The organism is Antarctobacter albus, from assembly GCF_900101505.1.
Taxonomy (GTDB): domain Bacteria; phylum Pseudomonadota; class Alphaproteobacteria; order Rhodobacterales; family Rhodobacteraceae; genus Antarctobacter; species Antarctobacter albus.
Genome location: NZ_FMZI01000011.1, coordinates 44,605 through 66,943 on the forward strand (window position 1 = coordinate 44,605; position 22,339 = coordinate 66,943).

At 65.5% G+C, this 22,339-nt stretch carries 17 protein-coding genes; 6 read left to right on the forward strand and 11 right to left on the reverse strand.

The genetic code is table 11. The features are described from left to right. The 11 genes from BLQ71_RS18390 to BLQ71_RS18440 all read right to left on the reverse strand — a co-directional run bounded on the left by BLQ71_RS18390 (position 1) and on the right by BLQ71_RS18440 (position 12,809). On the reverse strand, positions 1–1,002 hold the full coding sequence (locus BLQ71_RS18390; RefSeq protein WP_083342299.1) for an ABC transporter ATP-binding protein: 1,002 nt from the start codon (positions 1,000–1,002) through the stop codon (positions 1–3). After that, complete coding sequence (locus tag BLQ71_RS18395) at positions 999–1,976, reverse strand: ABC transporter ATP-binding protein (RefSeq protein ID WP_074622762.1); 978 nt, start codon at positions 1,974–1,976, stop codon at positions 999–1,001. The genes BLQ71_RS18390 and BLQ71_RS18395 overlap by 4 nt, the downstream gene beginning before the upstream one ends. Further along, positions 1,973–2,851: an ABC transporter permease gene (locus BLQ71_RS18400; protein ID WP_074622763.1), complete on the reverse strand. Its 879-nt coding sequence runs from the start codon at positions 2,849–2,851 to the stop codon at positions 1,973–1,975. Before BLQ71_RS18400 ends, BLQ71_RS18395 begins: the two co-directional genes overlap by 4 nt. Next, a complete protein-coding gene (locus BLQ71_RS18405; RefSeq protein WP_043145643.1) occupies positions 2,848–3,825 on the reverse strand; it encodes an ABC transporter permease in 978 nt (325 codons plus the stop codon). The genes BLQ71_RS18400 and BLQ71_RS18405 overlap by 4 nt, the downstream gene beginning before the upstream one ends. Before the next feature lie 62 nt (positions 3,826–3,887). Continuing rightward, on the reverse strand, positions 3,888–5,510 hold the full coding sequence (locus BLQ71_RS18410) for an ABC transporter substrate-binding protein (RefSeq protein WP_074622764.1): 1,623 nt from the start codon (positions 5,508–5,510) through the stop codon (positions 3,888–3,890). A 60-nt stretch (positions 5,511–5,570) separates the two neighbouring features. Continuing rightward, positions 5,571–6,533, reverse strand: coding sequence for a LysR family transcriptional regulator (locus BLQ71_RS18415; RefSeq protein WP_074622765.1), 963 nt, complete (start codon positions 6,531–6,533; stop codon positions 5,571–5,573). Between the two features lie 80 nt (positions 6,534–6,613). Beyond that, on the reverse strand, positions 6,614–7,660 hold the full coding sequence (locus tag BLQ71_RS18420; RefSeq protein ID WP_074622766.1) for an ABC transporter ATP-binding protein: 1,047 nt from the start codon (positions 7,658–7,660) through the stop codon (positions 6,614–6,616). After that, positions 7,660–8,904: an MGH1-like glycoside hydrolase domain-containing protein gene (locus BLQ71_RS18425; RefSeq protein WP_074622767.1), complete on the reverse strand. Its 1,245-nt coding sequence runs from the start codon at positions 8,902–8,904 to the stop codon at positions 7,660–7,662. Before BLQ71_RS18425 ends, BLQ71_RS18420 begins: the two co-directional genes overlap by 1 nt. Next, on the reverse strand, positions 8,901–10,121 hold the full coding sequence (locus tag BLQ71_RS18430; RefSeq protein WP_074622768.1) for a carbohydrate ABC transporter permease: 1,221 nt from the start codon (positions 10,119–10,121) through the stop codon (positions 8,901–8,903). The genes BLQ71_RS18425 and BLQ71_RS18430 overlap by 4 nt, the downstream gene beginning before the upstream one ends. Further along, positions 10,118–11,365, reverse strand: coding sequence for a carbohydrate ABC transporter permease (locus tag BLQ71_RS18435; protein ID WP_074622769.1), 1,248 nt, complete (start codon positions 11,363–11,365; stop codon positions 10,118–10,120). The genes BLQ71_RS18430 and BLQ71_RS18435 overlap by 4 nt, the downstream gene beginning before the upstream one ends. Positions 11,366–11,450: 85 nt before the next feature. Next, a complete protein-coding gene (locus BLQ71_RS18440) occupies positions 11,451–12,809 on the reverse strand; it encodes an ABC transporter substrate-binding protein (RefSeq protein ID WP_074622770.1) in 1,359 nt (452 codons plus the stop codon). 398 nt (positions 12,810–13,207) lie between these two features. On the opposite strand from BLQ71_RS18440, the gene BLQ71_RS18445 reads away from it, so the two are divergent. From BLQ71_RS18445 to BLQ71_RS18470, 6 genes are all read left to right on the forward strand, one after another. Then, on the forward strand, positions 13,208–14,527 hold the full coding sequence (locus tag BLQ71_RS18445; RefSeq protein ID WP_074622771.1) for a sensor histidine kinase: 1,320 nt from the start codon (positions 13,208–13,210) through the stop codon (positions 14,525–14,527). Next, complete coding sequence (locus BLQ71_RS18450) at positions 14,524–15,516, forward strand: NADH-quinone oxidoreductase subunit B family protein (RefSeq protein ID WP_074622772.1); 993 nt, start codon at positions 14,524–14,526, stop codon at positions 15,514–15,516. Before BLQ71_RS18445 ends, BLQ71_RS18450 begins: the two co-directional genes overlap by 4 nt. Next, positions 15,513–16,946 carry a nickel-dependent hydrogenase large subunit gene (locus BLQ71_RS26845; protein ID WP_074622773.1) on the forward strand — a complete coding sequence of 478 codons (1,434 nt, stop codon included), beginning with the start codon at positions 15,513–15,515 and terminating at the stop codon, positions 16,944–16,946. The genes BLQ71_RS18450 and BLQ71_RS26845 overlap by 4 nt, the downstream gene beginning before the upstream one ends. Continuing rightward, on the forward strand, positions 16,943–19,213 hold the full coding sequence (gene hypF / locus BLQ71_RS18460) for a carbamoyltransferase HypF (protein WP_074622774.1): 2,271 nt from the start codon (positions 16,943–16,945) through the stop codon (positions 19,211–19,213). The genes BLQ71_RS26845 and hypF overlap by 4 nt, the downstream gene beginning before the upstream one ends. A gap of 222 nt (positions 19,214–19,435) precedes the next feature. Continuing rightward, positions 19,436–20,536 carry a hydrogenase small subunit gene (locus BLQ71_RS18465; protein ID WP_074622775.1) on the forward strand — a complete coding sequence of 367 codons (1,101 nt, stop codon included), beginning with the start codon at positions 19,436–19,438 and terminating at the stop codon, positions 20,534–20,536. A 3-nt stretch (positions 20,537–20,539) separates the two neighbouring features. Next, complete coding sequence (locus tag BLQ71_RS18470) at positions 20,540–22,333, forward strand: nickel-dependent hydrogenase large subunit (RefSeq protein ID WP_074622776.1); 1,794 nt, start codon at positions 20,540–20,542, stop codon at positions 22,331–22,333. Positions 22,334–22,339: the final 6 nt, after the last annotated feature.

Here is a 22,339-nt window from a genome sequence, read left to right on the forward strand (position 1 = left end):
TCACGCGACTTCCTCCTGTTCCAGGATGCAGGCGGTGCGGCGACCGTCCCTACCCGCGCGCAGGTCCGGCACCCCGGTCTTGCAGGCGGCGGTGGCCAATGGGCAGCGCGGGTGAAAGGCGCAGCCCGGCGGCGGGTTCAGCGGCGAGGGGATCTCTCCCTGGATCGGGGTAAAACTGTGCCCACGCCGGTCGAGACGCGGCGCCTCGGCCAGCAGAGCGCGGGTGTAGGGATGGCGCGGGTTCTCGAAAACCTCGTCGGCGGTGCCGATTTCCACCAGTCGGCCCAGGTACATGATCGCCACCCGGTCGGCGATATGTTCGACCGCGCCCAGATCATGGCTGATGAAGAGATAGGCAAAGCCGAACTCCTGCCGCAGGTCCTCGAAGAGGTTGAGCACCTGCGCCTGGATCGAGACATCCAGCGCCGAAATCGCCTCGTCGCAGACGATCAGCCGCGGTTTCAGGGCCAGCGCCCGGGCGATCCCCACCCGCTGCCGCTGACCGCCTGAGAACTGGTGCGGATAGCGCGACATGACATCGGCGTTCAGCCCGACCCGCGTCAGAAGATCGGCGACGTAATCACGCCGTTCGGACCGGCGGATCAGCCCGTGGATCACCGCCGCCTCGCCCACGATCTGTTCGACCCGCATCCGCGGGTTGAGCGAGGCAAAGGGATCCTGAAAGATCATCTGCACTTCCAGTTCCCAGGCGCGGCGCTGCTGGGTGGTCATCTGCTCCAGCGCGACGCCGCGCCAGGAGAGCGTGCCGCCCGAGGGCGTTTCGACCCCGACCACCATGCGCCCAAGCGTGGACTTGCCGCAGCCGGACTCCCCGACGAGGCCCAGGACCTCGCCCTCGGCCACCTCGAGGCTGACACCGTTGACCGCGCGAACGCGGGTCTCCTGGTAGTTGGCACCGGCCAGGTTGGCGATGCGTTCCGCAAGATCCGGCGAGGACACATAGGTCTGCGAGATGTCTTGCAATGACAGGAGCGCGGTCATGATGCCTCCTCCAGCGGGTGGAAACAGCGCAGGCTGCGGCCAGTGGCCAGGTCCTGCCGGTCCGGGCGGGCCTTGCGGCAGGTCTCGCTGGCCCGTGGGCAGCGCGGGGCAAAGGCACAACCTTCGGGAAGGTTCATCAGGCTGGGCGTCATGCCCTTGATCGGCACCAGCCGCTCTCCGCGCGGCACCGACGAGGGGATCGAGGAGATCAACCCGCGGGTATAGGGATGTTTCGGATGATCCAGCAGGGCGTCCACCGGCCCGGTCTCGACGATTCGGCCCGCGTACATGACCGCAACCCGGTGGGCGAGCCCGGCAACCACCGTCAGGTCATGGGTGATCCAGATCAGTGCGGTGTTCCGCTGGGCCATCAGCTTCTGCATTTCGGACAGGATCTGCGACTGGATGGTGACATCCAGCGCCGTGGTCGGTTCGTCCGCGATGATCAGGTCCGGTTCCAGCATCAGCGCGATGGCGATCACCACGCGCTGACGCATGCCGCCGGACATCTCGTGCGGGTAGGTCCGCAGCCGTTCCACCGGCGACGGGATGCCCACCAGCGCCAGCGCCTCGGCCGCCATGTCTCGCGCGCGGGACCTGGACACGTCACGATGGGCACGGATCGTCTCGATCATCTGGGTGTCGATGCGCAGGACCGGGTTCAGGGTCATCATCGGGTCCTGAAAGATCATCGCGATCCGGTCGCCGCGCAGCCGCGCCATCGCCGGTTCGGAAAGCTTGCGCAGGTCCTGCCCTTTCAGCAGAACCTCGCCCCCGGCGATGCCGCCCGGCTTGTCGATCAGGCCCATGATGGAAAACCCGGTAATCGTCTTGCCGGATCCGCTTTCGCCGACGATCCCCAGCACCTCGCCCGGCCCCACCTCCAGCGAGACACCGTCGACGGCGGTGATCGCCCCGGCGCGGGTGTCGAACTGGGTGACAAGATCGCGGACGGATAGAACAGGCGCATTCATCGCTGCATCCTCGGGTTCAGGATGTCGCGGACATGGTCGCCGACGACATTGATGCAGACCAGCGTGACCAGCAGCGCCACCCCCGGGTAGAAACTGATCCAGTAGCGGCCCGACAGCAGGTAGTCGAACCCGTTGGCGATAAGCAGGCCCAGCGAGGGTTCGGTGATCGGCACGCCGACCCCCAGGAAGGACAGCGAGGCCTCGATGGCGATGGCATTGGCGATCTGCACCGTCGCGATGACCAGCACCGGCGGCATCACGTTGGGCAGCACATGGCCGAACAGGATGCGCCATTGCGGCAGGGCGGCGGCGCGGGCGGCGGTGACATAGTCCTTGCGGATCTCGACCAGGGCCGCGGCCCGCACCGTCCGGGCGAAATAGGCCCATTGCACCAGGATCAGCGCGATGATGACCTTGTCCACCCCCTTGCCCAGCGAGGCCAGCAGCAGGAGCGCCACCAACAGCGCGGGAAAGCTGAGCTGGATGTCCACGATGCGCATGATCAGCGTCTCTACCCAGCCGCCGCGCGCGGCGGCCATCAGGCCCAGCACCATGCCCACGGCCACGGCCGAGGTGACGGCGATGAAACTGACCATCAAAGAGATGCGCAGCCCGTAGATCATGGCCGAGAGCATGTCGCGGCCCTGTTCGTCGCTGCCCAGCCAGTAGGTGAACCCGCCGAACCCCTCGGTTCCCGGCGTCAGCGATCCGTCCAGGATGTCGATCTGGGCAAGGTCATAGGGGTTCTGCGGCGCGATGATCCCGGCAAAGAGCGCGGTCAGCGCGATGGCCAACAGGCCAAGACCCGCGATCACCGCCAAGGGGCTGGCGAGGAAATCGGCCACGAACCGGCGGAGGGGCGTATCGGCGGTCATGACCGGCCTCCTTTCACCCGCACGCGCGGATCCAGCAGCGAGTAGCCGATGTCCACCACCAGGTTGATCATCACGAAAAGGAAGACCGTCAGCATCAGGTAAGCAACGACAACGGGACGATCCAGCAGGCCGATGCTGTCGATTAGCAGCTTGCCGATTCCGGGCCAGGAAAAGACCGTTTCCGTCACCACGGCAAAGGCGATCACGTTGCCGGTTTCCAGCCCCAGCACGGTGACGACGGGAATGAGGATGTTCTTGAGGATATGCACCCCCACCACGCGCACCGGCGACAGGCCGCGCGCGCGGGCGTATTTGACGTAGTCCTGCAGCGCCACCTCGGCGGTGCCCGCGCGGGTCAGGCGGATCACCAGCGACATCTTGTAGATGGCCACGTTCAGCGCGGGCAGGATCAGGTGGCTCAGCCCGTCCCAGGTCAGGAAGCTGACGGGAATGCCCAGCACATCCACCGTATCGCCACGCCCCCCGGCGGGCAGCCAGCCCAGGAAGACGGCAAACAGCATGATCAGCATGAGCCCTTGCCAGAAATTCGGAGTCGAGAAACCCACCACCGACCCGGCCATGATGACCTTGCTGTAGGGCGCCTCTGGTTTCAGTCCGGCAATCATCCCCAGCGGGATGCCCAGGACCACGGCGATCAGGATGCCCAGAAAGGCCAGTTCCAGCGTCGCCGGCAGCCGCGACAGGATCAGTTCCAGCGCCGGGCGATTGTGGACAAACGAGGTTCCCAGGTCCCCCTGCGCCAGCCCGGCCAGGAAATAGCCGAACTGGACGTGCACCGGCTTGTCGAGACCAAGGCGCCGGATCGTTTCTTCCTGTTCGGCCAGGTCTGCCTCTGGGTTGATCAGCAGATCGACCGGGTTGCCGACGGCGAAGAGGCCGAAAAAGACGATGGTCGCCATGACGGCCATGACCAGAAAGGCCTGACCCAGGCGACGGATGAGATAGGCAAGCATGCGGGTGGATTTCCGGACATCGGGGGGTGGCGCCGTTGTCCGGCGCCACCCCGGTTTTCAGATCACTCGGGACGGACGGTGGTCAGGACCGTGTGCTGGTCCGCACGCGGGTCCATCGTCAGCCCGGCGCGCAGCGCCCAGGGCGTCACCTCGAAGTGCAGCGGCAGGATGGCCATGTCGTCGACCACGATCCGCGAGGCCTGGCGCAGCAACTCGTCATGCTTGGCGGTTTCCACCGTCGACAGCGCCTCTTCGATGATCGCGTCCAGGTCCCGGTTCGAGTAGCGGCCGCGATTGGTGCCGCCCAGGCCCTTGTCCTTGTCCTGCGAAGCGACCAGCGCGCGCAGCGGCGAGGCCATGCCCGCGCCCGAGGCACCCCAGCCCGCAAGGTAGAGCGAGAACTCGTAGTTGTTGCGGCGCGAGAAGAAGACAGAGGCCGTCATGGCGTCGACCTCGGTCTGGATGCCCGCACGGGTCAGCATCTGGGCCACGGCCTGCGCGATCTTGCTGTCGTTGATGTAGCGGTCGTTCGGCGTGCCAATCACCAGCTTGAAGCCGTCCGGATAGCCGGCCTCGGCCAGCAGGCGCTTGGCCTCTTCGAGGTCCGGCTCTTCCAGAGCGATCTCGGGGTCGGTGCCGCGCATGAAATCGGGGACCAGCTGACGCGCGGGCACGGCCAGGCCGCCCATGATGCGGTCCACGATCAGCGGGCGGTTGATCGCCAGCGAGATCGCCTTGCGCACGCGCAGGTCCTTCATCGGGTTCTTGCCGTCGGTGCCCTCGATACCGGGGCTGGGCTCGCCGACATGGTCGAAGTGCAGGTAGATCACCCGGCTGGAGGCGCCCTGCACCACGTTCACCTTGGGATCGTTTCGTAGGCGTTCCAAATCCTGCACCGGGGGTTTCTCGATCACGTCCACGTCACCCGCCAGCAACGCGGCGACACGCGCGCCCGCGTTGGTGATCGGGCGGATGGTGATCTGTTCCCAGTAGGGTGCGTCCCCCCAGTAGTCATCGTTGCGCGCCACGACGATGCTTTCGCCCGGCGTGAAGGAGACGAACTTGTACGGCCCGGTGCCGATGGTGGCGGTGCCGTCGTTGTAGGCGTTGGAATCCAGGTAGCTGTCGATGCCCGGGCAGCCATCCTTGGTGTATTCGACCGGCCCGTCATGCCCGTTGGCAGAGGCCGAGACGACACCGAAACTGGCGAAGTCGGTCAGCAGCAGCGGATAGGGAACGGCGGTCGTGACCTCGATGGTCATATCATCCGGCGCGGTGATCGTCTCTGCCGACTTGATGAACCCCGCCATCGACGAGGGCGAGTTCGGCACGTTGGGAATCCGGCAGGCAGTATAGAGGAAATCGCGGGCGGTGAAATCGCCGCCATCGTGGAACTTGACCCCTTCGCGCAGGTGGAAGGTCCAGGTCAGCCCGTCGTCCGAGGTTTCCCAGCTTTCCGCCAGCTCGGGCACGATACCCAGGTTGGCATCCTCGCCCACCAGGGCCTCGAACATGTGCTTTCGCGTGGCGTTGTTGGGCCCGAGGTTGTGATACAGCGGATCGACGGAACTGGGTTCAGAGGCGAATCCGGCGGTCAGCGTCTGTGCGGCGGCGGGCTGGGCCACCGTGCCCAGCGCCAGAACGCCAAAGGACAACGCGGTGGCTGTCAAAGTCGTTTTTTTCATTGTCAGAGAACTCCCCTTGGAATGCGCCAAGGAGAAGGCAAGCAATTCGGCCGCGCAATCTTATGAAGGTACGGTAAAAGGGTATTCCGGATCGGAATGGGCGCTGTCCGCGAGTATCTCCAGCGGCAGGCCCAGCGTCTCGAACTTGGCACGGACCTCGGACAGGAGACAGTCGACAAAGGTCTGGGTGTCCGGGCTGCGGTCGCGTCCGGCCTGCTCGACCAGGGCGACGGTGTGATGAACGCGCGGTTCGAACGGGCGGATCGCCAGCTCGGAGGTGACGGTGTAGCCCGCCATCATCCCGTTCACGACAGCCACGCCCAGCCCCTCTGCCGCGCAACGACAGGCTGTGGCGACATTCGAGGTCTCGATCCGGATGTCCGGGGTCAGGCGTTCGCGCGAAAAGGCGTCTTCGATCAACTGGCGGGTCGGCTGTCGCCGCAACAGAAAGATCATCTTTTCACCGGCCAGGTCCGCTGGCCGAACCAGCGATGTCTTCGCCAGAGGGTGATCGTGCCGCATGACGGCGCAGCTGACGGTGCGAAACAGCGGCGTCACCTGCAGCGTCGGGTGCGACACCGGCAGGGCGACCACGGCAAACTCGGCCTCACGCCGCACCATGACGTCGATGGCCGCCTCTGTCGTGCGGACATCGAAACCAAAGCGCACATCCGGCTTGCGCGCGGAAAACGCGCCCAGAACCGAAGGCACCAACCCGTAGGACAGCGAGGGCACGGTGACAAAGACCAGTTCGGGGCTGGGTGCGGCGGCACGGGTCGACATGACCTCCAGCCGTGAGACCGCCTCGAGGATGCCGCGCGCCTGCGCCAGCACGGCGTTGGCCTGTCGGGTCGGCGTCAATCGCCCGTTGGCCCGCGTGAAGAGGTCAAAGCCCAGGCGGGTTTCGAACCGGCCCAGGATACGGCTGACCGCGGACTGGGTGATGCCCAGTTCCCGCGCCGCCGCCGAGACGGAGCCGAAGCGCATGATCGCGTCGAAAACTTCCAGGTGCCGCAGATCCAACCGGGTCCATCCGTTTGAAAACCAATCGCTCCCGGCACTATCGGACGGAAACCGGCCCGGCGCAACGCAGGGCGTTCCCCTCAGACGGCCTTGTCGTCCGCGTCAAAGAAATGCAGCCGTTCCGGCGGCGCGACCAGGCCGATCCTGTCGCCTTCGGTGACAGAAGTGTCACCATCGGTGCGCACCGTAACCTGGCCCAGTGGCCCGCAATCCACGATCAGGAAGGTGTCGGCCCCAAGGTATTCCAGCACGTCGACGGTGCCGTCCATCACCCCTTCGCCCTCGGCGCCGATCCGGATGTATTCGGGCCGGATGCCCACCTTCACCGCCGGATGGTCGCCGTCGTAGGCCCCGCCCCGCGCGCCCTCCAACGTGAAACGGCCGCCGCCGGTGGTGCAGTCCAGCACGTTCATCTTGGGGGAGCCGATGAACTGCGCCACAAAGAGGTTGGCGGGCCGTTCATACAGCTCTCGCGGGCTGCCGACCTGGGCGATCACGCCGAATTCCAGCACCACGATCCGGTCGGCCAGCGTCATCGCCTCGACCTGGTCATGGGTGACGTAGATCATCGTGCGGGCCAGCGTCTTGTGCAGCTTGGCGATTTCATAGCGCATCTCGACCCGCAGCGCCGCGTCGAGGTTGGACAGGGGTTCGTCGAACAGGAAAGCCGTCGGATCGCGCACGATCGACCGCCCGATGGCCACCCGCTGCCGCTGACCGCCCGACAGAGCCTTGGGCCGCCGGTCAAGGTAGGGTTCCAGCTTCAGCACCCTCGCCGCCTCGTCCACCTTTTCCTTGATCTCGGCCTTGGGCGCACCGGCGGTCTTGAGCGAAAAGCCCATGTTCTCGCCCACGGACATATGCGGGTACAGCGCGTAGGACTGGAAGACCATCGTCAGCCCGCGCTTGGAGGGCGGATCGGCGGTCTTGTCCTGCCCGTCGATCAGCAGCTTGCCACGGCTGATTTCCTCAAGGCCCCCGATCATCCGCAAGAGCGTGGACTTGCCGCAGCCGGACGGCCCGACGAAAACGACGAATTCGCCGTCCGCGATGGTCAGGTCGATGCCCTTGATCACCTGCAGGTCGCCGTACCACTTCTCGACCTTGTCCAGAGTTATCGCCCCCATCACGCCCTCCTTGCGCTGTCCGACGCCCAGGCCAGCCAGATTGCCGCCGTCCAGGTAAAATTGCGCCCACCCGCCGCTGCGCCGTCGCGCGGGTCGAAATACTCGGCAAAGCCGTTATCCGCGATCATGTCGCGGGTGTTGACACGCAGCGCCTCGGCCCGGTCTTCATGGCCCGCCTCATGCAGGCCGGTGGCGATCAGCATGTTCATCATCGCCCAGACCGGCCCGCGCCAATAGCGTTTCGGCTCGTAGGATGGATGCGCCGGATCGGTGGAGGGGACGTAGTAGCGGGTTGTCCCGGCAATCCGGTCGAAATGCCTCTGCATCCGATCCCCGCCCACCCCGGCGTACCATGCAAGGAAGGAGGCGTTCGAAACGACGCCCGTATGTTGCCCCGACCGGATGTCGAGACAGTCATAGGTGCCAAGTTCGGCATTCCAGAGCCGCTCGCTCCCGCCTTCCATCTCGGTGATCCAGTCATCGAGGTCATCCGTGGGCAGATCCAACTGGTCCGCCAGCACCCGCAGGTCGCGGGTGGACCTGAGCAGGGTGAAGGTCATCGTGGGGTCGGCCACGCGAAACGGTGTGATCTCGCGCAGATGCGCTTCGTCCCAGCCGCATTCCGCCCCCAGCTTGACCAGGTAGAGATAACGGTCATAGTCCCAGCGGCGCGGGCGCTCTTCCTCGACCACATGGGTGGTGTCCCGGCGATAGTAGTCCTCGATCCCCTCGGGCTCGATGGCGGCAAAGGGCCCGTCCCAGTCGGGACAGTTGTCGCGGCCCGTCTCCCAGGGGTGGGTGACGACGATGGCGCCGCCCTCGTTGCGCCAGGTCATGAACCAGCGGTGCCAGTCGATCAGTCCCGGCACCAATGCGCGGGCGCGATCCTCGAACGCGCCATCCATCTCCAGCAGCCAGCGGGTGAAGGTGGCCGCAATGGGCGGCTGCGAGATGCCGGAGGACGGGATCGGCCCCACCCCGCGCCAGATGTCCGGGCCGGGGAAGTAACTGGGGTCGACCTTGTGGAACAGGATATGCGGGACCATGCCGTTGGGCCACTGCCCGCTCATCAGCGTCTCGATCTCGGTCCAGGCCCGGTCCATGTCATGTTCCGCGAACCCGATGGCGGCAAAGACGCTGTCCCAGTTCCACTGGTAAGGATACAGCCCCGCGGTCGGCACGGTGTATCCCCCCCGATCGTTCCCTTTCAGGATGGCGCGGGCCTCTGCGTCTCTTGTTGTCATCCCTTGACACTCCCGGCTGTCAGCCCCTTGGTCATGAACCGTTCCAGCCCCAGGAAAAGCGCCATGATCGGCACCGTCGCCACCACGGCCCCGGCCATCAGGTGCTGGCGCGGGATCTCGGACGAGTTGAGCGAGGCGATGCCCCGGGTCAGCGTGAATTTCGACGGATCGTCCAGCAGCATGAAGGCCAGCAGGAATTCATTCCATGCGATCATGAAGACATAGAGCGACACGCTGGCCAACGCCGGCAGCGACAGCGGCAGCGTGATCTTCCAGATCACCGCGAGGCGCGACAGCCCGTCCATCAGCCCCGCTTCCTCGACCTCCGCCGGCAGGCCCCGGAAATAGCCCTGCAGCATGTAGAGCGCGACGGGGATCGTTGTGACCGGGTAGATCAGGACGATCCCAAAAATCGTGTTGCGCAGCCCCGTCATCGAAAAGGCGATGTAGATCGGCAAGGCCAGCACGATCATCGGCACCATGTAGATCAACAGAATCGAGCGCGAAAAGGCCGCCCGCCCCCGGAACCGCAGCCGCGCCACCGCGTAGGCACCGGGGATCGAGAAGGCCAGCGTCAGCAGGACCGTCAGCACCGAGACATAGAAGGAGGTCCAGAGGTAGCTGCCGAAATTGAAGTCGGCGAAAAGCTCGACATAGCTGCGGAACAGGCCCCAGCCCTGCGACAGGTCGATGGTGAAATCCAGCGGATTCTGGATCAGTTCCGACTGGTTTTTCAGGCTCGTCATCACCATGACGTAAAAGGGAATGGCGACGATGGCGGTGAAGAAGATGTAACCAAAGCCGGTCAGGAACCGGATCACCGCCTCTTCGAACTCGTGCCGGGTCAGCGCGCCCATGCCGGGCAGATGCCCCAGGATCACATGCAGCGACCAGCCCGTCGCCAGCCCCAGCGCCCCGCTGCCCACCAGTTTCCACAGCGTCGAGGCCGTCTCTCCCGACGCGACGGGGCCGATGCCGATCACCGCCAGCAGGACAAAGACCACCGCCGCCGCCAGCGACGCGATCCCCTTGCCCGGGCGCAGCGCAACAAGGCCCAGCCCCAGCGCCGCCCCCCAGAGCAGGGACCACAGGCCCGCCGGCCGGAACGGATCGCCGGTGGCAAAGGACATCAGCACCGCCAGCGTCGTCGCCAGCACGAACAGCCAGAGCGCGCCCAGAACGGGCCCGGTGACATAGCCGAAACGAAGCGCTCTCATAGGCCTTCCTCCTGGCTGACATAGCGGAAGAAGAAGACCGAGAAGAGGACGAGACAGCAGAAGACCACCACCGCAACCGCCGCCCCGGCCCCGATGTTCGAGATGGCAAAGGCCTGTTCGTAGACATTTACCGTCAGGGTCCGCGTGCCCGCGTTGCCGCCGGTCAGCAGGAAAATGTCGTCGAACTTGTTGAAGGTCCAGATGAAGCGCAGCAGGAACAGCACGCTGAGAATGCCCAGCAGTTGCGGCAGGCTGAGATACCAGAACTTCTGAAAGGGCGACGCGCCGTCCATGTCGGCGGCCTCGTACATGTCGGTGTCGATCGACTGCATCCGGGCCAGGATGAACAGGAAGGACAGCGGGAAATAGCGCCAGATCTCGAAGACGGTGACCATTATCAGCGCCAGTGGCCTCTCGCCAAAGAAATTGATGCTGGAACTGGTCACGCCCATCTGGATCAAAAGCGCGTTGGCCGAGCCCGAGAAGGGATCGAACAGGATGATCCAGGCAAAGGCCACGGCGATCACCGGGGCGACATAGGGAAACAGGTACAGCCCGCGCAGGATGCCCTGGCCTCGAAACTCCTTGTTCAACAGCATGGCCGCGAAGAGACCGAAGATCAGCGCTCCCAGCGTACCGAAGACGGTGTAAAAGAGCGTCACCCCCAGCACGCCCCAGAACTCGTCCCCGCTGAAGATCCGGTCGAAGTTCTCCAGCGTGAAGTCGAAGTTCGTCAGGATGTTGTTGCTGCGCCCCGTCATGCGCGGATCGCTGCCCTCGGCGGCCTCTTCGGCGGCGTCCTCGTCCCCTTGCAAGGCCACGAAAATCTCGACCTCGTCGCGCCCGCCGCCGTCGAGGTCGCCCAGGTCGCAGGTGAAGTCGGCACCGTCGAAGGTACAGCGCGGGTCGGCTGTCAGGACCGTCAGGCTCTCGGGCAGGCTGTCCGACAGGGTAACGCCTGTGATCGGCTCCGATTGCGAGGAATTGCGGACGCGGTATTGCAGGCGGAGATCGTCGCCCGATCCGCGCAGGCTTTCGCGCACCACCGGCGTCGGGGGGCGCAGGTCCGCCAGGCCGATGGGCTTGAAGCTGATCCAGAAGATCGCCAGCAGTGGCAGCACGACCACCGCCGAGACAATGGCCAGCGTGGGAAACAACAACCCCCAGGCCAGCCGGGCCTCGCGTTTCAGCAGGGGGCCAGTGCCCCTTGGCGGCCCCGAGGCCGGTCCGGTGCTGTCGCTCATGTCGCGGTCCCCCCTTCCGGACGCGGACCAAGGGCCACGTCCGCGCGGGCGACCGGCGCAGGGCCGGGCGCCCGAAGGTCCGGCATCACTCGATGCCGGCCAGTTCCTCGTTCATCTTCTTGACCGCATCGGGACCAGAGATGTTGCCGTCGATGTATTCCCGCACGACCCGGTTGATCGCCTGGCTGTTGATGATCTTGGAGGCCAGCGCCAGTTGCCCGTCCCTGACGCCCCAGCGCTGTGCCACGTCCAGCCCGCCGACGATCTCGTCGATCATCGAGGCCGCGTAGAGTTCGCTGAGCGGCGCCTTGCGGTCAACGCCCACGTCCAGCTTGGACCAGGCATCGACAAAGGCGGTTGGGTCGTCCTGCGTGCCGCGCCGCACCGGGAACTTGCCCTCGGGCGCGATGGACAGCGTCTGCGTATAGCCCGTGTCCATCGAATACTTGATGAACTCCTGCGCCTCGTCGAAATCCGCGTCGGCGGTGATGCCGAAATAGCGGATGTCGCCCCAGGCCGCGCCGTCGGGATTGGACGGACCGGCGAAATTTGTCACGATCCCGGTCATCGAGGCCAGCGCCGCAGAGGTCGGATCCTCGTTGATGGTCGGCGGGGCGCTGTCACGCAGGCCGGCCAGTTCGTCCAGGATAAAGGGTGACCAGATGATCATCGCCGCATCCCCCGCAAAGTAGAGGCTGCGCGACTGGTCCCAGTACAGCTCACCCTCGGGCGAGGCATCCGCCAGCACCTTGTAGAATTCCAGCACCTCGACCGTCTTCTTCTCGTCGAAGCCCATGAACCCGTCCGGCCCCACGGGTGTCGCGCCATTGGCGAGGAAGACATGTTCCAGAACCTGGCTCATGAAGTTCTCGTCAACCTTGGTGGCGGCGACGAAACCGAACATCTCGGGCGGGTTGTGCAGCGCCTCGATGGCGGCGGTGACGGCGGCAAAGGTGGTGGGCGGCGCCAATCCCGCCTCGTCGAAGAGGTCCTTGCGATAGACGATCATCTGCGTCCAGCCGTCCACCGGGACACTGGCCCAGCCATCATCGGTCTTGGCCATGTCCAGCGCGCCGGGGGCAAAGGTGCCGGTGCCCAATTCGTCGATCACCTCGGTCGCCGCCTCGGCATCGAGGATGCCCGCCTCGACCCAGGGCAAGGCGTATTGCAACGTATGGTAGATCACATCCGGCAGATCGCCCGCGGCAAAGGCCGCCGTGGCGCGTGTGCCCAGGTCGGATTCGGAGACGGGGATCACCTCGACACCGATGCCCGTTTCAGCCTCGAAAGCCTCTGCCATTTCCTTCTGCTTGGCCAGTCGCTCTGGCTGTTCCTCGGTTGTCCAGAACCGGATATCGGCCGCCGCAGAGCCCGCGCCCAGCGCAAGACCAAGCGCCGCAGTCGTCAGAAGACGGGATAAAGTGTTTGGTGATTTGATGGGCATTTCGCACCTCCCAATGCGCTTTGATTCTTATCGGTCGTTTTCCATGACCTACCCCAGTTCTAGCGATTTTTCCACCGCGGCGTCGATTGCGCAGGCGGCACACCAGGCAGCAGCCCCTTAATATTGCTCGAAAATTAGGCATTTCGACCGGACAAGGCAGATCAGCCGCGCCCGATCAGCACGCTCTGCGCCGCAGCATTTCACAGCAGCGAAAGGCTGGAATTTGCGCCTCTCCACCACCACCTCCGGGACCGTTTTTGGCAGGTTTCCCAAAGCGCTTGCAGCCCCGTCCCCTCTCGCCCCGGCACGGGACCGCCGTCATGCTGCAACCGCCCGGTACGCCGCCTCTCCTTGCGTATTCCGGTCCGCGTATTACTCTGCCCGCCAAGGAGGCCAGAATGACACCCTCGCCCGCAGACGATCCGATGCATTCCCTCAGCGAAGACACCTGGCGGGACGTCATCGCCGCGATGGACCGCACCTATTCGGAACTCGTCGACTACCAGGAGTTGCTGGAAAAGCAGAACCGCGAGCTGGACGAGATGCGCCAGTTCATGGCTTCGGTGCTGTCGTCGATGTCGGACCTGCTGATCGTCGTGGACAAGAACCGCATCATCGAACGCACCGGCGGCGCCATCGATCAGATCCTGGGCGCCACCGTGGCCCGCAGCGGAACGCCCCTCGGCGCCTTGCTGGAGGATGGTGACAGCGACAACCTGCTGGCCGCGGTCGACAAGGTCATGCTGGGTCGAGAACCCACCACGGTCGAGGCCCGCTTCCTGACCGGGGACGGCCCCACGCCCCTGGAAATCAGCGTCAGCCCCCGGCTTGACCAGCGCGGACGCAGCCGCGGCGTTGTCTTGGTGGGGCGTCCGCTGGGCGAGTTGCGCAATGCATACATGGAACTGGAAGCCAGCCACGAGGCATTGCAACAGGCACAGACACAGCTTGTCCGCAACGAAAAGCTGGCCTCTCTGGGCCGTCTCGTCGCCGGGGTGGCGCATGAGCTGAACAACCCCATCAGCTTTGTCTATGCCAACACCCACGGGCTGGAGAAATACACCAAGCGGTTCGAGACCTATTTCGAGGCGGTCCAGGCCGGCAAGAGCCGCCCAGAGCTGGTTGCGCTGCGCGACGAGCTGAAACTTGAAAAGACCGTGCGCAACCTGCGCACCGCGATCGACGGCGCCAAGGACGGGGCCGAACGGGTCCGCGACATCGTCGACGACCTGCGCCGGCTCAGCGCCGATGGCACCGGCGAACGGTCGGCCTTCGACATGATGGCCACCACCCGGATCGCCGCCGACTGGGTCGTGCGCACCTCGCGGACCGCCGTCCAGATCACCTTTGCGGACGATGCGACACGCCTGGCCTGGGGCAATCCCGGCCACGTCCAGCAGATCGTCATGAACCTGGTGCAAAACGCCATCGACGCCATGTCGGAAACCGGCACGCCGACACTGCACCTGCATGTCCTGGACCGGGACGAACAGGTGCTGTTGCGCGTGACCGACAATGGACCGGGCATCCCCGAGTCGATTGCCGGGTCGATCTTTGATCCGTTCTTCACCACCAAGCAGGTCGGCAAGGGCACCGGGCTGGGCCTGTCCATCTCGCACAAGATCGCCGAAGAACATGGCGGGGCGCTGACGCTGGCCTATACCGGCCCCGAGGGCAGCTGCTTTGAACTGGCCCTGCCGACAGAGGGACACGCATGAACATTTTGTGGCTGCAATCCGCAGGCTGCGGCGGCTGTACCATGTCGCTGCTCTGCGCGGAGTCCCCCGGTGTACTGGACCTTCTGGGCGACGCCGGGCTGTCCTTCCTCTGGCATCCGGCACTGTCCGAACAGACCGGTGCCGAGGTGCGCGCCCTGCTGGCCGGGATCGAGGACGGCAGCCAGACGCTGGACATCCTCTGTGTCGAGGGGTCGATCCTGACCGGCCCCAAGGGCACGGGCCGGTTCCAGATGCTGTCTGGCACCGGGCGGTCGATGCTGGATTGGGTCAGATCGCTGGCGCCGCTGGCCGAACAGGTCGTCGCGGTGGGCACCTGCGCGACCTATGGCGGCATGACCTCGGCCGGCGGCAATCCCGCCGGCGCCATCGGCCTGCAATATGACGGCAGCTATCCCGGCGGCGCCCTGCCCGCCGAATTCCGCGCCCGCTCGGGAATGCCGGTCATCAACGTCGCGGGCTGCCCGACGCATCCCGACTGGGTGACGGAAACCCTGCTGCTGATCGCGGGCGGAGAGATGAACAAGGCGGCGCTGGACGAGCTGGGGCGGCCGCTGTTCTACGCAGAACACCTCGTCCACCACGCCTGCCCGAAAAACGAGTTCTACGAGTACAAGGCCAGCGCAGAGAAACCCGGCCAGCTGGGCTGCATGATGGAACACATGGGCTGTGTCGGAACGCAGGCGGTGGGGGACTGCAACATCCGCGGCTGGAACGGAGGCAGCTGCTGCACCCGCGCCGGTTACGCCTGCATCAACTGCACCGCCCCCGAGTTCGAGGAACCCAACCACCCCTTCACCGAAACGCCCAAGTTCGCGGGCATCCCCGTCGGCCTGCCCTCGGACATGCCAAAGGCCTGGTTCATGGCGCTGGCCTCGCTGTCAAAGGCGGCGACGCCCAAGCGACTGGCCGAAAACGCCGTGGCCGACCGGATCGAGGTGCCGCCCACCCTGCGGACGGGGCGCAAATGACAGAGCGTTCGCTGCTGGTCGGGCCCTTCAACCGGGTCGAGGGCGACCTTGAAATCCGGCTCGAGGTCAAGGACGGACGCGTGGCGCAGGCCTTTGCTAATTCGCCCATGTTCCGTGGATTCGAGATCATGATGCTGGGCAAATCGCCGATGGACGCGCTGACGATCACGCCGCGCATCTGCGGGATCTGCTCGATCAGCCAGTCCGCCGCCGCCTCGGCCGCGCTGGGGTCGCTGGCGGGTTTGCCACCGGCGCCGCAGGGGGCACTGGCCGCGGCGATCATGCACGGGGTCGAGAACCTCTGCGATCACCTGACCCATTTCAACCTGTTCTTTTGCGCCGATTTCGCCCGCGCCGCCTATGCCGGACGGCCCTGGCACGACCGCGCCGTGGCGCGCTTTACCGCGATGCACGGCTCTGCCGTGCGCTCCAGTGTCGAGGCCCGCGCCCAGATCCTGCACATCGTCGGGCTGCTGGGGGGCAAGTGGCCGCACACGCTGGCCATCCAGCCCGGCGGCGTGACCCGCGCGCCCACCGCGCGTGACCGCATCCGCATGACCAGCATCCTGGCCGCCTTTCGCCGCTACCTGGAAAGCACGCTGTTCGGCGCCCCGGTCGAGGAATTCGCCGAACTGTCTACCGCCCAAGCCCTGACCGGCTGGACGCGGGGCGATGCCGGTCTGTTCATGGAAATCGCCGAGGACCTTGTCCTGGCCGACATAGGGCACGGGTCGGGGCGGTTCCTGTCCTTCGGGGCCTATCCCCTGCCAGACGGCCCAGCCCTTGCCGCCGGGACCTGGGACAATGGCACGCTTGGGCCGGTCGACACGACGGAGATCCGCGAGGATCTCAGCCACGCCTGGATGCTGGGCGAGGCGCGCCACCCGACCGAGGGCCAAACCGACCCCGACGAAGACATGCAGTCCCCGGCCTACAGCTGGTGCAAGGCGCCGCGCCTTGCCGGCCGCACGGTCGAGACCGGCGCGCTGGCCCGGCAGGTCATCGACGGCCACCCCGCCGCGCGCGATCTGGTGGCCAGCGGCACCAATGTCCGGGCGCGCGTCGCCGGGCGCCTGCTGGAAATCGCGCGCACGCAGATCCTGCTGGAAACATGGGTCGCAGCGTTAAAGACCGACGCCGCATTCATCACCGATGTCGCCTTGCCGGATGCAGGCAGCGGAGAGGGGCTGGTCGAGGCGGCCCGGGGCGCGCTTGGACACTGGATCAAGGTCGAAAAGGGGCGGATCTCCGGTTACCAGATCGTCGCACCGACGACGTGGAACTTCAGCCCCCGCGACGCCAGCGGCACCCCCGGCCCGGTCGAGGCCGCGCTGGAGGGCGCGCCGGTCGGCCCCGGCGAGGAAACGCCGCTGTCGGTGCAGCACATCGTGCGCAGCTTCGACCCCTGCATGGTCTGCACGGTCCATTGAGCGGCGCCCTGCGCATCCGGGTACGCGGCCAGGTGCAGGGCGTGGGCTTCCGCCCCTTTGTCTGGCAACTGGCGCATCGGCTGAACATCCGGGGCGAGGTGCTGAACGACCCCGAGGGAGTCCTGATCCATGCCCAAGGCGCGCGGATCGCCGACTTTGTCGCCGCGATCACCGCCGAGGCCCCGCCACTGGCCCGGGTCGATGCGGTGGAAACCACCCCCTTCACCTTCGACACCCCACCCACCGGTTTCGAGATTGCCGCCAGCCAAGGCACCGGCGCGGAAACCCGTGTCACCCCGGATGCCGCGACCTGCCCCGATTGCCTGGCTGACATCCGGGGCGATGATCCGCGCCGCCGGGGCTATGCCTTTACCAATTGCACCCATTGCGGCCCGCGGTTCACGATCCTGAAGGGCCTGCCTTATGACCGGGCACGCACGACGATGGCCGGCTTCGAGATGTGTCCCGACTGTGCTGCCGAATACGCCGACCCCGGCGACCGCCGCTTTCACGCGCAACCCGTGGCTTGCGCCCTCTGCGGTCCGCACCTGGGGTTCGAGGATGCCAACGGCGCACATCCGGACGCGATCGCGGCGGCGGCCCGCGCCCTGCTGGACGGGGCGATCCTGGCGGTCAAGGGCTTGGGCGGGTTTCACCTGTGCTGCGACGCCACCAATGCCCAGGCCATCGACCGGTTGCGCCGCCGCAAGTATCGCCCGTCCAAGCCGCTGGCCCTGATGGGCCGATGGCAGGAGATCGACCGGCACGCCCGGCCAGACACCGAGGAACGCGCCGCGCTGGCCTCTGCCGCCGCGCCTATCGTCCTCTTGGCCAAGGGCGATCCGCTGCCCGAGGCCCTTGCGCCCAGCCAGAACCACCTGGGCTGGATGCTGCCCTATACGCCACTGCATCACCTGCTGCTGGATGCGGTTGCCCGGCCGCTGGTCATGACCTCGGGCAATCTCTCGGGCGAGCCGCAAGTGATCGGCAACGCCGAGGCCCGGGACAAGCTGGGCGGGATCGCAGACGCAATCCTGGACCACGACCGCGACATCGCCCGCAGGTTGGACGACAGCGTGATGCGGCTGACGCCCGAGGGACCGATGATCCTGCGCCGGGCGCGGGGGATGGTGCCGGACACCCTGCCCCTGCCGGACGGGTTCGGCGATGCACCGCAAGTGGTGGCCTATGGCGGGCAGATGAAGGGGGCCCTCTGTCTGATCAAGAATGGGCAGGCGCTCTTGGGGCATCATCTGGGTGAGTTGGACGAGGCGCTGAGCTGGGATGCCTTCTGCCAAGCGGATCGGGACTATGCAGAGCTGTTCGACCATACGCCCGAGGTGATCGCCGTGGACCTGCATCCCGGTTACAGGCCCACCCAGCATGGGTGGGCGCGGGCCGAGGCCTTGGGTTTGCCCTGCGAAGAGGTGCAGCACCACCACGCGCATCTGGCGTCTTGCCTGGCCGAGAACGGCTGGCCACTGGACGGCGGCAAAGTGGCGGGGATCATTTTGGATGGCACGGGCCTGGGGAGTGATGGCACGGTCTGGGGTGGCGAATTGCTGCTGGGCGATTACCAAGGCTTTGAACGGCGGGCATGGCTGAAACCTGCGCCCTTGATCGGCGGCGACATGGCGTCGCGCGAGCCGTGGCGGAACGCGCTGGCGCGGCTGGATCAGGCGGGGCTGTCGGATTGGGCGGACCAGTTGTTCGGGGACAAGCCGCTGGAAATCGCACGGATGGCCGCCAGCAAGGGGCTGAACGCCCCTCAAAGCTCCAGCGCCGGGCGGCTCTTCGATGCGGTGGCGGCTTGCTTGGGGGTTTGCGCAGATCGGCAAAGCTATGAGGGTGAGGCCGCGATGCGGTTGGAGACGATGGCTGCGGGCTATCTACAGACGCACTCCCCCGCGCATGGTTTCGGCTTCTATGATGTAAGCGACGAAATCGACCCGTACCCAATGTTCATGCAGATGAGCAGAGCGTTGGCGGCAGGCGAATCCGTAGCGCATTGCGCAGCCCTTTTTCACATCGGGCTTGCACGTGTCTTTGCGCGGAAGATTTACGGCCTGTATAAGAACCTTGAGGCCGAGGCGGTCGTCCTGTCAGGCGGATGCTTTCAAAATGCGCTCCTGCTGAGGCTGGTCTTGGAACAGGTAGACATTGGTCAACTACCCGTTCTGACCCACCGCACAACACCCGCCAATGACGGCGGGCTGGCGCTGGGACAGGCGGTGATCGCCGCCGCTCGACACCCGGTCCGCCGGTAAGCCCTGTGCCACACGGCACCACGGGCCGGTAAAGACCTATCCGCCCAGCCCGCTTTCGAAAGCCCGGCAAACTCCCCTAACCCCATAACCGCAAAGCAGGAATCGCGCCGCCCGCGATCCAGGGCTTTTTTGCAACCTTTGCCCCCGCCCCTGCGCGATCAAGAGGATGGAGACATCCCGGCGGCGGCCCCGCCATCCGGGTCAATGGCGGAGGAGACAGGCTTGGCCGAGATAGAAACTTTTTACGACGTGATGCGCCGGCAGGGGATCACCCGCCGCAGCTTCATGAAATATTGCGCGCTGACGGCAAGCGCCCTGGGCCTTGGGCCCGCCTTCGTGCCGAAGATCGCCAACGCGATGGAAACCAAGCCCCGCACGCCCGTCATCTGGGTGCACGGGCTGGAATGCACCTGCTGTTCCGAAAGCTTCATCCGCTCGGCCCACCCGCTGGCCAAGGACGTGGTCCTGTCGATGATCAGCCTCGACTACGACGACACGCTGATGGCCGCCGCAGGCCACGCGGCAGAGGCCGCGATGAAGGACACGATCGAGAAGTACAAGGGCAACTACATCCTCGCGGTGGAGGGCAACCCGCCCCTGAACGAGGACGGGATGTTCTGTATCTCGGGCGGCAAACCCTTTGTCGAGAAACTGAAATACGCCGCCAAGGATGCCAAGGCGATCATCAGCTGGGGCGCCTGTGCGTCCTACGGCTGCGTACAGGCGGCCAAGCCCAACCCGACGCAGGCAACGCCCGTCCACAAGGTCATCACCGACAAGCCGATCATCAAGGTGCCGGGCTGCCCACCCATCGCCGAGGTCATGACCGGCGTCATCACCTATATGCTCACCTTTGACCGCCTGCCCGAGCTGGACCGGCAGGGGCGGCCGGCGATGTTCTACGGCCAGCGCATCCACGACAAATGCTATCGCCGGCCACATTTCGACGCCGGGCAATTCGTCGAGGAATGGGATGACGAAGGCGCGCGCAAGGGCTATTGCCTCTACAAGATGGGCTGCAAGGGCCCGACCACCTACAACGCCTGCTCCACCGTGCGCTGGAACGACGGCGTGAGCTTCCCGATCCAGTCCGGCCACGGCTGCATCGGCTGTTCCGAGGACGGCTTCTGGGACCAGGGCACCTTCTACGACCGGGTGACCGACCTGAACCAGTTCGGCGTCAAAAAGAACGCCGACCAGATCGGCCTTGCCGCGGCGGGCGTCGTCGGCGGCGGCATCGCCCTGCACGCCGCCGTATCCGCGTTGAAGTCCGCGCAGAGCAAGGCCCAGAAATCCCCCAGCAAAACCAACGAGGAGGCCTGACGCATGGTCGTCCAGACACCCAACGGCTTCAGCCTTGACGACAGCGGCCAGCGCATCGTGGTCGACCCAGTCACCCGCATCGAGGGCCACATGCGCTGCGAGGTCAACGTCGACGACGAGGGCTTCATCCGCAACGCCGTTTCCACCGGCACCATGTGGCGCGGCCTCGAGGTTATCCTCAAGGGGCGTGACCCGCGCGACGCCTGGGCCTTTACCGAACGCATCTGCGGCGTCTGCACCGGCACCCATGCGCTGACCTCGGTGCGCGCGGTGGAGGATGCGCTGGGGATCACCATCCCCGACAACGCCAATTCCATCCGCAACATGATGCAGCTGAACCTGCAGATTCACGACCACGTCGTGCATTTCTATCACCTGCACGCCCTGGACTGGGTCAACCCGGTGAACGCATTGCGCGCCGACCCCAAGGCCACTTCCGAGCTGCAGCAGGCGGTTTCTCCGTCGCACCCGCTCTCCTCCCCGGGGTATTTCCGCGACGTGCAGAACCGCCTGAAGCAATTCGTCGAAAGCGGCCAGCTGGGCCTGTTCAAGAACGGCTACTGGGACAACCCCGCCTACCTGCTGCCGCCAGAGGCGGATTTGATGGCCACCACCCACTACCTGGAGGCGCTGGACCTGCAAAAGGAGATCGTGAAGGTCCACACGATCTTTGGCGGCAAGAACCCGCATCCGAACTGGCTGGTGGGCGGCGTGCCCTGCCCGATCAATGTGCATTCCACGGGTGCTGTGGGCGCGATCAACATGGAGCGGCTGAATCTTGTCAGCTCGATCATCGACAAGTGTATCGAGTTCAACAAGAACGTCTACCTGCCCGATGTCGTGGCCATCGGCGGCTTCTACAAGAACTGGCTCTATGGTGGCGGGCTGTCCTCGCAGGCCTGCCTCGCCTACGGCGATATTCCCGAGCATCCCAACGATTTCTCGCCCGACCAGCTGCACCTGCCGCGCGGCGCGATCATCGGCGGCGACCTGTCGACCGTGCATGACGTCGACCCGCGCGACCCCGAGCAGATCCAGGAATACGTCGATCACTCGTGGTACGATTACGGCGAGGCAGGCAAGGGGTTGCACCCCTGGGACGGCGTCACAGAGGCCAAGTTCGAGCTGGGACCGAAGCTGAAAGGCACCCGCACCAACATCGAGCAGATCGACGAAGGCGCGAAATACAGCTGGATCAAGGCCCCCCGCTGGAAGGGGCACGCGATGGAGGTGGGGCCACTGGCGCGCTACGTCGTCGGCTATGCCAAGGGCCACGAAGAGATCACGGACCAGGTCAACGGGTTGCTGAGAACGATGGACCTGCCGGTCGAGGCGCTTTTCTCGACCCTGGGCCGCACGGCGGCGCGGGCGTTGGAATCCGAATACTGCGGACGGCTGCAAAAGTATTTCTTCGACAAGCTGGTGACCAACATCAAGAACGGCGACGAAAGCACCGCCAACGTCGCCAAGTGGGATCCCTCGACCTGGCCGAAAGAGGCCAAGGGCGTGGGCATGACAGAGGCCCCGCGCGGCGCCCTGGGCCACTGGATCCGGATCAAGGACGGGCGCATCGAGAACTATCAATGCGTGGTGCCCACCACCTGGAACGGCTCTCCGCGCGACAGCAAGGGCAACATCGGGGCCTTCGAGGCCAGCCTGATGAACACCAGGATGGAACGCCCCGAAGAGCCGGTCGAGATCCTGCGCACCCTGCACAGTTTCGACCCCTGCCTGGCCTGTTCCACGCATGTCATGTCCGAAGACGGTGACGAGCTGACCACCGTCAAGGTTCGCTGAAGGAAG

What these genes read in the sequence shown, in the direction of transcription:
- BLQ71_RS18420 (WP_074622766.1), bottom strand. Translation starts at nt 7,660, where the DNA reads ATGGGGGCGATAACTCTGGACAAGGTCGAGAAGTGGTACGGCGACCTG.
- BLQ71_RS18405 (WP_043145643.1), bottom strand. Translation starts at nt 3,825, where the DNA reads ATGCTTGCCTATCTCATCCGTCGCCTGGGTCAGGCCTTTCTGGTCATG.
- BLQ71_RS18430 (WP_074622768.1), bottom strand. Translation starts at nt 10,121, where the DNA reads ATGAGAGCGCTTCGTTTCGGCTATGTCACCGGGCCCGTTCTGGGCGCG.
- BLQ71_RS18470 (WP_074622776.1), top strand. Translation starts at nt 20,540, where the DNA reads ATGGTCGTCCAGACACCCAACGGCTTCAGCCTTGACGACAGCGGCCAG.
- BLQ71_RS18410 (WP_074622764.1), bottom strand. Translation starts at nt 5,510, where the DNA reads ATGAAAAAAACGACTTTGACAGCCACCGCGTTGTCCTTTGGCGTTCTG.
- BLQ71_RS18450 (WP_074622772.1), top strand. Translation starts at nt 14,524, where the DNA reads ATGAACATTTTGTGGCTGCAATCCGCAGGCTGCGGCGGCTGTACCATG.
- BLQ71_RS18390 (WP_083342299.1), bottom strand. Translation starts at nt 1,002, where the DNA reads ATGACCGCGCTCCTGTCATTGCAAGACATCTCGCAGACCTATGTGTCC.
- BLQ71_RS18400 (WP_074622763.1), bottom strand. Translation starts at nt 2,851, where the DNA reads ATGACCGCCGATACGCCCCTCCGCCGGTTCGTGGCCGATTTCCTCGCC.
- BLQ71_RS18435 (WP_074622769.1), bottom strand. Translation starts at nt 11,365, where the DNA reads ATGAGCGACAGCACCGGACCGGCCTCGGGGCCGCCAAGGGGCACTGGC.
- BLQ71_RS18395 (WP_074622762.1), bottom strand. Translation starts at nt 1,976, where the DNA reads ATGAATGCGCCTGTTCTATCCGTCCGCGATCTTGTCACCCAGTTCGAC.
- BLQ71_RS18440 (WP_074622770.1), bottom strand. Translation starts at nt 12,809, where the DNA reads ATGCCCATCAAATCACCAAACACTTTATCCCGTCTTCTGACGACTGCG.
- BLQ71_RS18445 (WP_074622771.1), top strand. Translation starts at nt 13,208, where the DNA reads ATGACACCCTCGCCCGCAGACGATCCGATGCATTCCCTCAGCGAAGAC.
- BLQ71_RS26845 (WP_074622773.1), top strand. Translation starts at nt 15,513, where the DNA reads ATGACAGAGCGTTCGCTGCTGGTCGGGCCCTTCAACCGGGTCGAGGGC.
- BLQ71_RS18425 (WP_074622767.1), bottom strand. Translation starts at nt 8,904, where the DNA reads ATGACAACAAGAGACGCAGAGGCCCGCGCCATCCTGAAAGGGAACGAT.